The 14,294-nt window shown below is 33.1% G+C and carries 18 protein-coding genes; 1 reads left to right on the top strand and 17 read right to left on the bottom strand.

Annotated features, from left to right (window positions below; translation table 11 throughout):
• Position 1: 1 nt before the first annotated feature.
• The 6 genes from fliP to NAAC61_RS04685 form a co-directional block, all read right to left on the bottom strand.
• Complete coding sequence (gene fliP / locus NAAC61_RS04710; protein ID WP_369973683.1) at positions 2 to 769, bottom strand: flagellar type III secretion system pore protein FliP; 768 nt, start codon at positions 767 to 769, stop codon at positions 2 to 4.
• The gene (locus tag NAAC61_RS04705; RefSeq protein ID WP_103065397.1) at positions 757 to 1,140 is read right to left on the bottom strand and encodes a flagellar biosynthetic protein FliO; all 384 of its coding nucleotides are present in this window, start codon (positions 1,138 to 1,140) and stop codon (positions 757 to 759) included. The genes fliP and NAAC61_RS04705 overlap by 13 nt, the downstream gene beginning before the upstream one ends.
• Positions 1,141 to 1,145: 5 nt before the next feature.
• The gene (gene cheY / locus NAAC61_RS04700; protein WP_103065396.1) at positions 1,146 to 1,505 is read right to left on the bottom strand and encodes a chemotaxis protein CheY; all 360 of its coding nucleotides are present in this window, start codon (positions 1,503 to 1,505) and stop codon (positions 1,146 to 1,148) included.
• 28 nt (positions 1,506 to 1,533) lie between these two features.
• Positions 1,534 to 1,962: a chemotaxis protein CheW gene (locus tag NAAC61_RS04695; RefSeq protein ID WP_233186695.1), complete on the bottom strand. Its 429-nt coding sequence runs from the start codon at positions 1,960 to 1,962 to the stop codon at positions 1,534 to 1,536.
• 111 nt (positions 1,963 to 2,073) lie between these two features.
• Entirely contained in the window at positions 2,074 to 4,095 is a 2,022-nt protein-coding gene (locus NAAC61_RS04690) for a chemotaxis protein CheA (RefSeq protein ID WP_103065936.1), read from the bottom strand.
• Between the two features lie 27 nt (positions 4,096 to 4,122).
• A complete protein-coding gene (locus NAAC61_RS04685) occupies positions 4,123 to 5,346 on the bottom strand; it encodes a CinA family nicotinamide mononucleotide deamidase-related protein (protein ID WP_202695394.1) in 1,224 nt (407 codons plus the stop codon).
• Positions 5,347 to 6,057: 711 nt separating this feature from the next.
• Here NAAC61_RS04685 and nth point away from each other — a divergent pair.
• Positions 6,058 to 6,690, top strand: a complete 633-nt coding sequence (nth, locus tag NAAC61_RS04680; protein WP_012209191.1) for an endonuclease III — start codon at positions 6,058 to 6,060, stop codon at positions 6,688 to 6,690.
• A 34-nt stretch (positions 6,691 to 6,724) separates the two neighbouring features.
• On the opposite strand, the gene NAAC61_RS04675 is transcribed toward nth, so the two are convergent.
• The 11 genes from NAAC61_RS04675 to NAAC61_RS04630 form a co-directional block, all read right to left on the bottom strand.
• Complete coding sequence (locus NAAC61_RS04675; protein WP_202695393.1) at positions 6,725 to 7,174, bottom strand: hypothetical protein; 450 nt, start codon at positions 7,172 to 7,174, stop codon at positions 6,725 to 6,727.
• A 53-nt stretch (positions 7,175 to 7,227) separates the two neighbouring features.
• Entirely contained in the window at positions 7,228 to 8,232 is a 1,005-nt protein-coding gene (locus tag NAAC61_RS04670; protein WP_202695392.1) for an NAD(P)H-dependent glycerol-3-phosphate dehydrogenase, read from the bottom strand.
• Complete coding sequence (gene trmB / locus NAAC61_RS04665) at positions 8,232 to 9,176, bottom strand: tRNA (guanosine(46)-N7)-methyltransferase TrmB (RefSeq protein ID WP_202695391.1); 945 nt, start codon at positions 9,174 to 9,176, stop codon at positions 8,232 to 8,234. The genes NAAC61_RS04670 and trmB overlap by 1 nt, the downstream gene beginning before the upstream one ends.
• 58 nt (positions 9,177 to 9,234) lie before the next feature.
• Complete coding sequence (gene rpsT, locus NAAC61_RS04660; RefSeq protein WP_012209187.1) at positions 9,235 to 9,537, bottom strand: 30S ribosomal protein S20; 303 nt, start codon at positions 9,535 to 9,537, stop codon at positions 9,235 to 9,237.
• Positions 9,538 to 9,614: 77 nt separating this feature from the next.
• Positions 9,615 to 10,811 (bottom strand): methionine adenosyltransferase, encoded by a 1,197-nt coding sequence (gene metK / locus NAAC61_RS04655; RefSeq protein ID WP_121958875.1) that lies wholly within the window; start codon positions 10,809 to 10,811, stop codon positions 9,615 to 9,617.
• Between the two features lie 157 nt (positions 10,812 to 10,968).
• Positions 10,969 to 11,952, bottom strand: coding sequence for a M23 family metallopeptidase (locus tag NAAC61_RS04650; RefSeq protein ID WP_012209185.1), 984 nt, complete (start codon positions 11,950 to 11,952; stop codon positions 10,969 to 10,971).
• An 85-nt stretch (positions 11,953 to 12,037) separates the two neighbouring features.
• Entirely contained in the window at positions 12,038 to 12,280 is a 243-nt protein-coding gene (gene hfq, locus NAAC61_RS04645; RefSeq protein WP_121515201.1) for an RNA chaperone Hfq, read from the bottom strand.
• 23 nt (positions 12,281 to 12,303) lie between these two features.
• Entirely contained in the window at positions 12,304 to 13,215 is a 912-nt protein-coding gene (gene miaA, locus NAAC61_RS04640; RefSeq protein WP_121958834.1) for a tRNA (adenosine(37)-N6)-dimethylallyltransferase MiaA, read from the bottom strand.
• Positions 13,212 to 13,511 (bottom strand): hypothetical protein, encoded by a 300-nt coding sequence (locus NAAC61_RS10670; protein WP_237729772.1) that lies wholly within the window; start codon positions 13,509 to 13,511, stop codon positions 13,212 to 13,214. Before NAAC61_RS10670 ends, miaA begins: the two co-directional genes overlap by 4 nt.
• A complete protein-coding gene (locus NAAC61_RS10665; protein WP_237729771.1) occupies positions 13,508 to 13,981 on the bottom strand; it encodes a hypothetical protein in 474 nt (157 codons plus the stop codon). Before NAAC61_RS10665 ends, NAAC61_RS10670 begins: the two co-directional genes overlap by 4 nt.
• Positions 13,938 to 14,279, bottom strand: coding sequence for a hypothetical protein (locus tag NAAC61_RS04630; RefSeq protein ID WP_041534112.1), 342 nt, complete (start codon positions 14,277 to 14,279; stop codon positions 13,938 to 13,940). The genes NAAC61_RS10665 and NAAC61_RS04630 overlap by 44 nt, the downstream gene beginning before the upstream one ends.
• Positions 14,280 to 14,294: the final 15 nt, after the last annotated feature.

Below are 14,294 nucleotides of genomic sequence, written 5' to 3'. Positions count from 1 at the left end.
ATCATCCTCCCACAAAACTCCTCACTAATCCACCAATTATGAGGTCCCATCCATTTACCATTACAAAAATCATTATTTTAAAAGGTAAAGAAATCAGTATCGGAGGTATCATGATCATTCCCATAGATAGCAAAATACTCGCTACCACCATATCGACTATTATAAAAGGCAAATAGAGCAATATACTCATCTTAAAGGCAATTTCTAACTCGCTTATTGCAAAAGCAGGTACCAGAATTTGAAAAGGGGTTTCCTCGATGTTATCTATCTCTATATTCATTGAAGATGAAAGCATATAGATATCATCTTCATTTTTATGTGCCACAATCTCTGAAATCATGAAATCTTTGAATTGTTGCCAACTAATTTGTATAGCTTCTTCGTAGCTAATTTCATTTTGGTTGTACGGAATAATTGCCTCTTGGTACACCCCATTAAAAACGGGAAACATTATCATTATCGTTAAAAAGAGGGCTAAAGCCAACATTACTTGATTTGGAGGCGCTTGCCTAGTACCCATAGCCTGCCTCAAAAAGCTTAACACAACAACTATTCTTGTAAAGGAAGTAAACAGCATTAAAAACCCGGGGGCTAGGGACAAAACAGTAACGATTAAAAGTATTGTCAACGTCGGGGTTAAAGTATTAACTTCTTCATTTGGATTTATTTGTATATCTACCCCTGGGAGTTGAATAGTATTTTGAGGAAAAATTAAACTAAGAGTCAGAATAAAAAGAATAAGAGTTATTATCGTTTTTACTTTTCTAATTTTTCCTCTTCCTTTCCCCTTGAAATTTTATCTTTTTTCAATATATTTGAAAAGGTTTCAAGAAATTTGGGATGTTCGTTCATAATTTCTTGAACCTCTTCTTCTTCTAATTTTCTTACTATTTCACTGGAATTAGAAGTAGCCAAAATAAGGTAATATTCTTTAAAAACTTTCAATACTCCAACGTATAAATTCCTATCCAGATAGTATTTTTTTACCATCTTAACTTCTTTGCTTTTTGGACCCTGTTTTAATGTTTTAGCCAGTATATAATAAAACACTGCAAGAAGTATGATGAGTAAAATTATGGCTACAAACCAAAACGACACATTAACTAAATTATTGGTTGGAGTTGCATAGTTAGTGGGCATTTAAACTACTCCAATTTTTGTAAAGCTTCTATAACTCTATTAGGCTGAAATGGTTTTACAATAAAATCCTTGGCTCCAGCCTGAATGGATTCTATAACCATAGCTTGTTGTCCCATTGCACTGCATACTATAATCTTTGCGCTAGGGTCTATTTTCTTAATCTCTTTTATAGCCTGAATACCGTCTTTAATGGGCATAGTTATATCCATAGTCACAAAATTTGGTTTCAGTTCTTGATACTTCTCAACCGCTTCTTGACCATTGCTAGCTTCCCCTATCACCTCATAATTTGCTTTTGTTAATATGTCTTTTAACATCATTCTCATAAATGCAGCATCATCCACTATTAAGACAGTTTTAGCCATTAAAACACCTCCGAAGACTTTAAAATTTTTACTTTTCTAACTCGGCCTCTAAGATACTTTCTAAATCAAGATATACTATCAATCTGTTTTCTATCTTTATAACGCCTTTAACTTTATCTGAATAAACTGACTCTTTTGATTGGAATTTTTCCAACTTTTCAGGATCGATGGAAAGAACGTTTTCAACTTCATCTACATACATTCCTATTTCCTCTTCATTTATTTTTAAAACAAGGATATTTTGATAAATGTGGTCTTCTGGAACTTCAATCCCTAAAATCTTAGTTAATTCTATAACGGGAACTATTCTTCCTCTTAAATTTATTAAACCAACTACGAAGTATTTTGAATTTGGGACGGGTGTTACATCAGTCTTATCAACAACACTTTCTATATTCTCTATTGGTAAAGCATATTCTTGATCCACAATTTTGAAAGAAAGAACGTCTTCCATCATAAATTTTTCCCCCTCTTTTAAAACTATTTATACTACCTTTCTAAATTCTAAAACTTGCTTTTGCGCCCCTTCGCCCCGCAGCCCGCCCCACAATAATGTCTATTAAATTTGTTATATTAGCGAAGCCACATCTAATATTAGAGCAATTCTTCCGTCTCCTAAAATTGCTCCTCCGCTAAATTCTTTAACATCTTTCAGCAGAGATCCTAATGATTTGATAACTATATCGTCTTGACCTAATAATCTATCTACAACAACACCATACTTTTTGTTCCCCAATTTGACAATAATAATATACTCGCTAGAAGAATCTTTTTTCTTTTCATAACCAAATAACTTTCTTAAACGTACTACAGGCATTACTTCCCCTCGCAAAAGGAAAACTTCTTGGCCTTGGACAATTTTTAACTCACCATCACTCAATCTTTGAGTGGTGTCAATATTGGCAATAGGTATAGCATATACTTGCTCATTTACAGTTATGAGAAGAGCTTCGATAATTGCTAAGGTAAGAGGTAACCTTATACTTATCTTTGTACCTTTTCCTTTTTTTGTTTCCAGAGAAATAGTACCCTTTAAACTCTCTATAGTACTTTTAACTACATCCATTCCAACGCCTCTACCTGATAATTCCGTAGAAACTGTTTTAGTAGAAAAACCAGGTAAAAAGACAAAATTGTATATCTCCTCTTCGCTTAATTTTGATGCTTCTGATGAACTAATCAATCCCTTATTTATAGCTGTCCGGAGTATTTCATTTACATCAAACCCTTTCCCATCATCTTCCACTTCTATGATAACTCCGTTACCTTCATGCCGAGCTGATAACTTCAAAGTGCCTGTTTCGGGTTTCCCTTTAGCCAAACGCTCGTGAGGACCTTCTATACCATGATCAAGAGAGTTCCTTAATAGATGAACCAAGGGCTCACCTATCTCGTCAACCACGGTTCTATCTAATTCTGTTTCTTCTCCTTGAATCACAAAGTTCACTTTTTTCCCCAATTCTTTTGCAAGATCTCGTACAAGCCTTGGAAATCTATTGAACACAAAAGCAACTGGAACCATTCTAATTTTCATAACAACATTCTGAAGATCTAAGGTTATTCTTGAAAGTTGAGTTAAACTTTCGTCTACTTCTTTTACATCGTACTTACTTAAAGTTTCAATAATTCTACTTCTAGCTATGACGAGCTCTGCCATTAAATTCATCAAATCATCCAATTTATTTATATCTACTCTTATACTTCTTGAAAGCTTAACTTCTTTTTTGTTATTCTCTAGACCCTCTTGTTTTGACCCTTCTTCCTCATCTTTACTCTCTTCTTCTGATCCAAAAAGATTATTCGCTGAAAATTCATCCACATAAACCGATTCTACTTCGGCAACTTTATTAACAAGTTCTGCTATTTCTCCAATGCTTTTGGAGGTAACAATCCCAAAAATTAATTCTTTATCAAAATTTTCTTTTTCTATCTCTTCTACACTGGGATAAGTATAAACTATCTCACAGCCATTATCTTCTAATTTATGATGTATTGCGTAAGCTCTTGCCTGCTTTAACTGAACACCATCCTCTAAAATAACTTTTAAAATAAAAAAGTTGAGATTATTTTCTTTGGCTCTTTTAAAAACATTCTCTAAAAGTTCCTTAGTTTCTTCGCTCATTTTAGAGTATATTTCATTATTTTGTTTGACTTGATTTTCTTCGTGTTCAGTCGTTTTGTACTTGGACGATTTAGAGGAATCAGTTGATTCCACATAAGAGTTAATTTTATCTAAAAGTTTTTCCAGTTTTTCTATACTCCCATTTCCACCTTGTTCTATATCTGTAATACTCTCTTCTAATGCGTCCGAGGCTTTAAATAAAAAATCCATCAGGTCGTTGGTTAAATCAATCTTTTTATTTCTTAATGAATCTAATACATTTTCCAATTTGTGGGAAAATTTAGCCAACGTATCAAACTCCATAGTTCCTGCCATACCTTTTAAGGTGTGAATCACTCTGAAAATATTGTTTATTATTTCTAGGTTACTTTTATCTTTTTCAAGTTCAAGTAGAAGGTCATTAAGCTCTTGAATATTTTCTTTAGATTCCTCTAAAAAAACATTTAAATATACATCATAATTCGACAATTCTATCCCCTCCTATTTCTAACTATTCTACACCCTTTTAAAGGGATTTTGATTCCGAACCAAATTTAAAATATTCCAAAAAGCAAAATAAGTGGCTCTTTTTCGAATTTCATCCCTATCCCCTGTAAAAACCTTTTTTAAGGCACCAAAATCTTCATTAGTGAGAAAACCAAACCAAACCATTCCAACCGGTTTTTCTTCACTCCCCGAACTTGGCCCTGCTATACCACTAACGGATACACAAATATCACTTTCCATGATTTTCTTCAAACCATATGCCATTTCTTTGACGGTTTCCTCGCTAACAGCTCCAAATTTTTCTATGGTTTCTTTTTTGACGTCCAATAATCTTACTTTTGATTCATTAGAATAGGTCACAACTGAACCTTTGAACACATTAGAAACACCTGGAATAGATACCAATGTATCTGAAAGCATCCCTCCGGTACATGACTCCGCAAAAGAAAGTGTTTTTGAAGACTCCATTAATGCTTCAAATAAAGTAATTTCTAAACTTTTAAAACCAATAAAATACTTACTAAATTGAGACATTATCTTTTCTAATATGGGCTCAAAATCATCATTTTTTTGCATTCTAATCCTTAAACTGGGACCTATGTATTCTTCTATTTTTGTAGAGTAATCAAAATTTTTCAAGATGACTGAAACTTCTTGCATTAACTCAGCTTCTGTTAAGCCATAAAAGTAAAGTGAATATTCTACATGATCGTTTTTCATATTACTTTTTAATTCATCATATATATGCGTATCAAAGATTGCTTTCATCTCATTATAAGGTCCTGGCAGTAAATAAATAGTGTGACCGTTAAAATGAACTTTTTGTCCTGGTGCACTTCCTACAGGATTTTGTAGTATCTCAGCATTTTTTAAAACGTAGCTTTGTTTTTTTAGGATACTTAAGTATTTCCCGGTTTTGTTGTAATAATACTTTTTTATTTTCTCAAATAATTCTTCGTTAAATACAATATCTATATTACAACTTTCAGAAACAGCTTGAACTGTCAAATCGTCCTGTGTTGGTCCCAAACCACCTGTTAGAAATATTATATCACACATCTCTAACGATTCTTCTATGGATAACTTTATCAAAGATAAATCATCTTTTACATTCGTTATTTTTAAAGTATCATATCCAACAGATTTGAGCCTTTCGGCAAGGTATTTTGAGTTTTTGTCTAATATTATACCTTCTGTTAATTCATTACCCGTCGCAATTATACAAGACTTCAATTTTGTCACTCCAATATGTTTTATCTAAACTAAATCAATATATTTTACCACAATTTTTTTCTTATTTTCACAATTTGCTAATTTTAATATTTTGGTGCTATCATTACACATTGGGGGCAAGCCCCCAAACCCCCGAACCCTTTTAAATGTAAAGAAGTAATTAAAAAGCATGGTTTGGGAGACCACCAAACCCAAACCCCCAAAACCAAAGTTCATTTTAATAAAGATTTTTTGCACAAATCAGCAAAAGGTAAACCCCTTAAGATCCCCGTGCATCATTTGCTTCGCAAATGAGAATTTGGAAATTATTTCAAAGGCATTATGAACAACGCGTTTTGCATAAGCCTGCAAAATGCTGGGTAAATGAGAATATGGAAATTGTTTCTAAGGCATTATATAGAACCATTTTGCACAAAGCTGCAAAAAAACATCGTTTGCACACTGCGGCAAACTTAAAAAAGATTTTTGCACAAATCAGCAAAAGGTAAACCCCTTAAGATCCCCGTACATCATTTGCTTCGCAAATGAGAATTTGGAAAGTTATTCAAAAACATTACAAAAGAGACCATTTTGCACAGACCAGCAAAAAGCTTTTTGCACAAGGCTGCAAAACGGGTGGGGAGCGGGGCGAAGGGGCGCTAAAACAAACAAGATCCAAGCTGTCAGGCTTTTTAAAAAGTTCCCAAAAACTTTATGATAAAAGGAGTAGACATGCAGAGAGATATAAAAAAAGAAGCAGAAAAGATCATAAATATGTTTCCACGTAGTAACTCTGAAACGGATCCTTTTAAGGTTTTAATTGAAACGGTGCTTTCTCAAAGAACAAAAGATGAAAATACTGAAAAAGCTTCTAAATCACTTTTTTCTTGCTACACAAATGTTTTTGAGATTTCTAAATTGAATCCGCAGGACCTATACGATCTAATCAAGCCAGCAGGTATGTACAAACAAAAATCAGAAAGAATTATTAATATTTCTAAAATTTTAATTGAAAAGTATAATGGGAAAGTACCTGATGAATTAGAAGAGTTGATTGAGCTTCCTGGAGTGGGAAGAAAAACCGCTAATATAGTTTTGTACGTGTCTTTTGGTAAAGAAGCACTTGCAGTTGACACGCACGTACATAGAATATCTAATAGACTCGGTTGGGTGAAAACAAAGACACCTGAAGAAACTGAAGAACAATTGAAAAAAATTATCCCGTCTGAATTGTGGGGACCTCTGAATGGTTCAATGGTGAATTTTGGTCAAAAGATTTGTAAGCCAATTTCTCCAAAGTGCGACGAATGTTTTTTGAATGAAGTCTGCCCTGCAAAACAAATATATAAAAACAAAAGCCGGTAAACTGATACCGGCTCTTATTTTTTAAAATCAAACCTTAGGGCATGATTATATTTCCTCTATTCTTACCTTTTTCTTTTTGATTCTTTGCAATGCCTGCTCTTTCTAATTGGTTTAACAATTCTGGGGGTGCGATACTAATGTTTCCTGCAGCTTCCTCTTGCTCAAGTAACTGTTTCATTTTTTCCTGATATTCTGTCATTCTCTTCTTTAAACTCTCTAAGTCATTATCGATCCATTGTATTATCCCTTTTGAGATTTCTTCGATTCTTTCATTGCTTAAATCCATCTCTTCTTCACTTAGTTCATTTAAAGCACTTAATTCCTCTTTTACGGATTCTTTCACCTTGTCTTCATCCAACAGGTTATTTTTCTTGATTAATCTTAAAGCCACATTTGTCCTAAATTTTAAATCTTCCAAAGAAATTTCTAAACTTTCCAAACGCATCATCAATGCTTGTAAAAGCTGGTCTAAAGAAACTTGCATTCGAATGCCTCCTTAAAATTTAACTTTCTTGTTTAATTATACCATAAAATCTTTCAATTAAAAAATTCAGATTTCAAATCCCTCGTCATTAATTCGTAAATAGCCGTTTTAGGATCTACACCTTCATATAATACTTGATATATTTTCGAAGCTATGGGCATTTCAATTTCTTTTTCCTTTGCGTCGTTATACACAGCTTTAGCCGTGTAAACGCCTTCCGCTACCATAACCATCTGTTCCAATATTGTTTTTAGACTCATACCTTTTGAAAGCATTTCTCCAACGTACCGATTCCTGCTATGTGAGCTAGTGCATGTTACAACAAGATCTCCAATTCCCGCTAACCCCATGAACGTTTCTTTCTTTCCTCCATAATACGTTCCATACCTAATAATTTCAACCAAAGATCGGGTAATTAGGGCAGCTTTTGTGTTATCCCATTTCCCAAATCCATCTATTATACCCGCACCTATTGCATATATATTTTTTATAGCACCACTGATTTCTACTCCTATCAAATCATTGTTAGTATACACCCTAAAAGTTTCACTGCTAAAAATTTCCTGTATATATTTGTTGACCTGATCATCTATACCACCAACTACAACTGATGTAGGTACATTTTCTGCTACTTCTTCCGCATGACTTGGACCGCTAAGAGTACAATAATTAAATCCTGATAGGTATTCCTCAAAAATTTTACTTGGTATTTTTCGGTTGTTAATTTCTATACCTTTTGATAGATTGACAAAAATAACCTCTTTATTTGTAAGAGAGCTCTTGTGAATTTTGCTTAATACCTCTGATATATGTTGAACAGGGACGGCTAAAATTACAATTTGTGCATTAGTTAAGCTTTCATTTATATCCCCTTCAACATTAATATCATTTGATGGAAGTTTTAGGGTAGGCAAATATCGGGGATTGCATCCTTCTTTTATTTCTTGTAAGAGTTTTTTATCTCTATCCCAAATTGTTACTTTTTGATCATTATCGACTAAATGCTTCGATATAGCGGTTCCCCAACTACCCGCACCCAAAACCGTTATATGAGGCATTAATTTTCCAGCTCCTTGGCGATTGTATTCACAGCTTCTTTAACAGAAGGGGTTCTGTAAGCTTTTGCTATATCGTCTAGTTTTACTAACCATCCTTCTCTCATTCTGATGACATTCACAAAGTAACTTTGAATATACCCCTCGTCTTCAGAATAAACCTTCACTAAATATTCCAAACCATCTATTTTAGTGTATACATCTTTTATAACTATAACCATGTTATTACTGGATTTTTTTAGTCCAACCAGAGATTGTAATTTATCAAAATCTACTTTCTTAATTTTTTCATGAGGCAAATCTAATTCCCCTTCTAGCAATCTTTTTATGTTTTTTTTGAACCTTTTTCGTGCTATTAATAAATACTTTTTTCTACCTTCACTTTCCCATTTTTTTTCATATCTAGTTTTGAATGGCAATTGCTGAACTTCGGCAATATTTTTTACTTCAAAGCATCCGTTGCTTGTGAATTTTTCTTCAACGTCAGAAGCATAGACAAAATCGTCGGTTGTTAAAGTTAATTCACCATCTACTTCTAATACCGACGATAATGTGTCTATGAATTTTTCGTCAAAAAGACGGTTTTTTGAATGTTTGCTTTTTGGCCATGGGCATGGGAAATTAACTATTACTTTATTAACAGAGTTATCACAAAAAAATTCCCTAAGAGCGAATTTTGCATCTTCAAGAATTATTTGTATGTTGTTTAAATTATTTTGAAAGATTTTGCTTTTTATTTTGCTACAAGAAGTTAGGGATGTTTCTATTCCTATATAATTATACTTGTTGTTCTCTTTAGCTAAATTTACTAAAAACTCTCCACCACCGAATCCAATTTCAACTATTAACTTATTACTGTTTCCAAAAACCTTATTCCATTCGATAGGATAACTTTTTACATCTTTTGTATTTATTTGATACTTTTGTAAAAAAGAATACGAATTCAAAATTTCAATACCTCCCAAAAAAGGGGGTTATAATCTTTTTGATTATAAAATTTATGGATCACTCGTTTACTGGTGAACTTTCTGGTGCCATTTCGCCTAAATATTTTTTAACCTTTAAATGTAATTTCGATTTTTTCCTTGCTGCGTAGTTTTTATGTACAGCACCATGTGATTTCGCAGTGTCAATAATTTTAAAAGACTTGCTTAATAACTGCATCAATTCTTCTCTTTCGGCATTTTCATGTATTTTCTTGTCTATTTCCTTAGAAATTTCCTTGATCCTCTTTTGATATCCGCGATTTTTTTGTCTTCTTTGTTCTGATTGTCTAACCCTTTTTTCTGCTGATTTTTTATTTGGCAATTTTTTAAATACCTCCTCAACTTTTATTTTTCGTCCTGTAACCCTTTTAAAATCAAAATCTTTTGCCTTTTAGTAAGTTACAAACCTAATGCTGCTTTCAATTCCTTAACTTTATCCAATCTCTCCCAGGGAAATTCTACATCTTTTCTCCCGAAATGTCCGTAAGCAGCAGTCTTTTGGTAAATAGGTTGTAAAAGATTTAAGTTACTAATTATAGCGGCAGGCCTAAAATCAAAAATCTCTTTTACAACTTTATATATCTTTTCTTCGTCGACTTTTGCAGTACCTTTTGTGTCAATATTTATTGAAACAGGTTGAGCAACACCAATGGCGTAAGACAGTTGAATTAAAACTTCATCTGCAGCACCGCTTGCCACCAAATTTTTGGCTACATATCTTGCCATATAAGTAGCGGATCTATCTACTTTGGTAGGATCTTTTCCTGAAAAGGCTCCTCCACCGTGTGGTGCCCAGCCACCATATGTATCAACGATTATCTTCCTTCCTGTGAGACCTGTATCAGCTTGAGGACCTCCAATCACAAATCTTCCTGTAGGATTGACAAGAATTTTTGTGTTTTTTGTAAAAAGATTTTCGGGTATCACCGGGGTTATTACATGTTCTTTTATTGCTTCTTCTAACTCTTGTCTATTTATATCAGGAGAATGCTGAGCAGAAATAAGTACAGTTTCAACGCCCACCGGGTTATTATTTTCATCGTATTCTACCGTTACTTGGGTTTTACCATCAGGCCTTAAAAAATCTAAAGTATTAGATTTTCGAACATCAGCCAATCTTTTTGCAAGTCTGTGAGCTAATAGAATAGGTAAAGGCATATAAGCATCAGTTTCGTTTGTGGCATATCCAAACATAATGCCCTGGTCTCCTGCTCCTATCTTCTCAAAAGGATCTTCCTTTTCTTTTGATTTAACTTCGAAGGATCTGTCAACCCCTAGGGCTATATCAGGTGATTGCTCTTCAATAGAAGTAATTACAGCACATGTTTCGCCATCAAATCCAAATTTAGCTCTGTTATAACCTATATCTAAAATAGTATTCCTGACAAGCGTTGGAACATCTATATATGCTGAGGTTCTAACTTCACCTGTAACTACAACTAGCCCCCTTGTCACCAAAGTTTCCACAGCACATCGGGCATTCATCTTATTTTCTTCAGGTTCTTTTTCCAGTATAGCATCAAGTATAGTATCAGAAATTTGATCACAGATTTTATCTGGGTGACCTTCAGTTACACTTTCACTGGTAAAGAGCATTTTTTTCACTTTTTAGCCTCCTTAATTTCTTCGAGTTTTTCGACGGATTACAGATTATCTTTAGAATTCCACGAGCTATATTATATCAAAAAAATCAAATTTCTCAAGTGAATAAAACTCTTACATTGTTAAATTTTAAAAATAGAATTAACATTTCCTATGGTTTTATGAATTTCAATTTATAAACTTTTTCGTTACCCCATATGTCTTCTAAAACGATTTCTCCATTTAATGTCGTAGATGTTCCATATGAAAATGCAGAAAAGTCATTGATAACTATTGGAGATAAATATTCATCAGAGTACATTTTCAACCAATATATGGAAGATGTAGAACCATATCCAAATACAGCATCGGCTTTATATATTTCGGATTCTTTGATCTGACTAAAATCCAACTTATAAGTTAAAATCCCATTGATATACATCGATACTTTTTTAGGAAGAATAGTGGAGTTATTTCCTAATTTTTCTCTTACTCTAATGTCTATCCGGGGGTAGTTACCTGTGTACTCTACAACGGTTTCTCCATTTTCTGTAACCTCAAAATACTTATTATTGGATCTAATGTTCATTAATTCCAAAGATTTATCCCTTTGTTCATGATATTCTAAAAACTCAAGGGGATCGTAATTGACGAATTCATCTCCGGTTTGTTTTAAAACCTCAAAATGTAGGTGTGGAGCAATAGCTTCCCCTGTATCTCCTGAATAGGCTATAATCTCATTTAAGTTTATTGGAATTTCATCTTTAGGAAATATAATTTCTATCTTTTGATTTCCAAACTCGTTTTGAACTAATTGGGTATATTTAGATATTTTATCAGAGAAAACACTTAAGTGGGCATAACCACTAATTAAATCGGAGTCTTCATGGTATAAAAATATTGCATTACCGTAGAGAGGATCATTTAGCCATATCTTATATAGAGAACCTTCAGCTGCCGCATAAACAGTCTCTCCCTTTCTGTTAAAAGTAGAAAAATCTACTCCTAAATGAAAATGCGGATCCACGCCAGTATCTCTGTATTCACCAAAGGAAGCTGTTATGTATGAGTTTTTTATAGGTGGCTGAAATAGTTGAGAAATGGAAAAAACAGAAAATATTAGTATATACAAAAATATCAAAAAAGTTTTTTTCAAATTAATTCCCTCCAACATTTTCATAACATTATTTTGTAAAAATACTAGAAAACTACCCCTTCTTAAATGGGGGTAGTTTTTCTTTCTACTCATCTTTAGACGGTGGTTCTTGGAAAAGTTTAATATATTTCGAAGGTACCATCATTTTTACGGCATGTTTATAAACCAGTGATTGTTCACCGTTTTTTTCCAACAAAACAGTATAATCATCAAAAGATCTCACCACTCCACTTGTTTGAAATCCCCCTTCTAAATAGATTTTTACTTCTATCTTGTTAATCCTCAAAATATTCAAAAATCGGTCTTGTAAATTGAACTTTTCTGCCATGTTATCACCCCTCGCACAAGAAATTAAATAAATTCACTTAATATTTGATCTACTACCTCTTCTTGACTTGTTTTACTCAAATTGATCCACTTTGCACCTTCTATCTTACGAAAGTATATTATCTGTCTTCTGGCATAGTTACGAGTGTTTACTTTTATTTGGTGAACCATTTCATTAAAATCGATTTTCCCATATAAATATTGTACCACTTCTTTATAACCTATGGTGTTTAAAGCGTTAAGAGTTGTAGAATACCCTAAAGACAAGAGATTTCGCACCTCTTCTATCAAACCTTCATCGATCATTTGATGAACTCTTTTGTTAATCCTTTCGTGCAATTCTTGCCTTTCTCTATCTAGTACTATTATATGGTAATCAAAAGAATTTTCGTCTTGCCTATTTTCTTTTACAATTTCACCCATTTTTATACCTGTTATAACATAAATCTCTATGGCCCTAATGATCCTTTTCAAGTCGTTTGGATGAATCTTTTGAGCTCTTTGTGGATCCAAATCTACCAAAATCTTTCTTAAAACACCAGGATTATTTGTTTCTAATTTTCTTAAATAAGTCCTTAAACCATAGTCGGATTTTACATTCAAAAAACCTTTCCTCAGAGCATCAAGGTATAGGCCTGTCCCGCCGACTAAAACTGGTGTATTTCCTCTATTTAGTACTTCACCGATTTTTTTCTCTGCCAATTTTTTATAATCAAAAGCTGTAAAATGGGTCCGTGGATCTACTGAACCATACAAGTGATGTGGGACCAATTTTTTTGTTTCTTCATCAGGCATAGCGGTACCAATTATAAGATGGCTATAAATTTGTCTCGAATCCATACAAATTATTTCACCATTAATTCTTCTGGCTATCTCAATGGATATTTCTGTTTTTCCAACAGCCGTAGGACCTGCTATAACTAAAACTTTATTCACTTTTCAATCACTCCGAAAAATACTCCGCTTTTTTTACTTCCGATTTTTTTATCGAAACTGTATAAATCCCATACACTGTCGTTAGAACGTGCTTTGATTACTACTTTTTTCTTAGCAATTTTAATCATCTTTTCTAAATCTTCTCGTGTTATTTTATCGTATCGGGCAAACTTCCTTAAAGGATTGATAGAGCTTGATTTGTATTGAGGATTCTCGAACATAGGATCACAATAAACAACATCGTAACTTCCTTCTTTTTGCTCGTCTAAAAAAATTTTATAATCAGAATTGATCACTTCGATTTTTTTGAAGCTTCTTTCATCCAATTTTCTTTGTAGTCATAGTTTGTTATATTCTCTGCAACAACCGCATATATAGGAAAAGAAGCCTCTAAGCCCACTACTTTTTCACAAAAATATGACAGTAGTAAGGCATCACTTCCAAGGCCAAGGGTTAAATCAAGTATAATATCGTTTTTCTTCGGAGATACTGCGTTTATTAAATGATCGATTCCATTTTTTAAATAATTGTTTAACCTTATTTTGGAAACAGAAGGATGGAAAAATAATTTTCCATCCTCCCATTGAAAGTTCAGCGATAGCTTCTTATCTATTACAAAATAAAAATCCCCTTCGTTCATTCGGAGCTTATTTCTTTCTAAGTAAACACCACCGTATTTGTTGGCTAATTGCAACGCTTTTTCTACTTGTTTTTTATTTGGCTTATGGGAAGTTGTAAAGATCCATTTGGTGGAATTCTTCACCATCAATTATAACTCCTTTATCAGCTAATCTATTTTTTAAGTCCAAAAGGATTTGGTTTCTCTTCAAAATTTCATCATTCAGTTCTTTTTTTCTTTTTTCGATTTCATTGTATTGATCTTTTAAGTTGTAATACAAATCTATTTGTCTATATATTTGGAAAGAAACGAACCCCAATATAAATATTAAAGCGCTTAATAATAACAGTCGCAAAATGTTAGAAATATTTGGTTTTTTACGATCGAGCACCTGCTTTTTCTTATTTTTACTACTATCTAACTCAATAAAAGGAATTGCTCTCACTTCCTAACTGAACCT

Source organism: Petrotoga sp. 8T1HF07.NaAc.6.1 (assembly GCF_016772115.1).
Taxonomy (GTDB): Bacteria; Thermotogota; Thermotogae; order Petrotogales; family Petrotogaceae; genus Petrotoga; species Petrotoga mobilis.
The sequence above is the reverse complement of the archived record's forward strand: the minus strand, read 5'-3'. Positions and strand labels throughout refer to the sequence as shown.

Coding starts and splice junctions, on each gene's coding strand:
- NAAC61_RS04670 (WP_202695392.1), bottom strand. CDS start 8,232: ATGCCTCATATAACGGTTTTGGGTGCGGGTAGTTGGGGAACCGCTATA.
- cheY (WP_103065396.1), bottom strand. CDS start 1,505: ATGGCTAAAACTGTCTTAATAGTGGATGATGCTGCATTTATGAGAATG.
- hfq (WP_121515201.1), bottom strand. CDS start 12,280: ATGGCAGAAAAGTTCAATTTACAAGACCGATTTTTGAATATTTTGAGG.
- NAAC61_RS04705 (WP_103065397.1), bottom strand. CDS start 1,140: ATGCCCACTAACTATGCAACTCCAACCAATAATTTAGTTAATGTGTCG.
- nth (WP_012209191.1), top strand. CDS start 6,058: ATGCAGAGAGATATAAAAAAAGAAGCAGAAAAGATCATAAATATGTTT.
- NAAC61_RS04675 (WP_202695393.1), bottom strand. CDS start 7,174: ATGCAAGTTTCTTTAGACCAGCTTTTACAAGCATTGATGATGCGTTTG.
- NAAC61_RS10665 (WP_237729771.1), bottom strand. CDS start 13,981: ATGGTGAAGAATTCCACCAAATGGATCTTTACAACTTCCCATAAGCCA.
- NAAC61_RS04695 (WP_233186695.1), bottom strand. CDS start 1,962: ATGATGGAAGACGTTCTTTCTTTCAAAATTGTGGATCAAGAATATGCT.
- metK (WP_121958875.1), bottom strand. CDS start 10,811: ATGCTCTTTACCAGTGAAAGTGTAACTGAAGGTCACCCAGATAAAATC.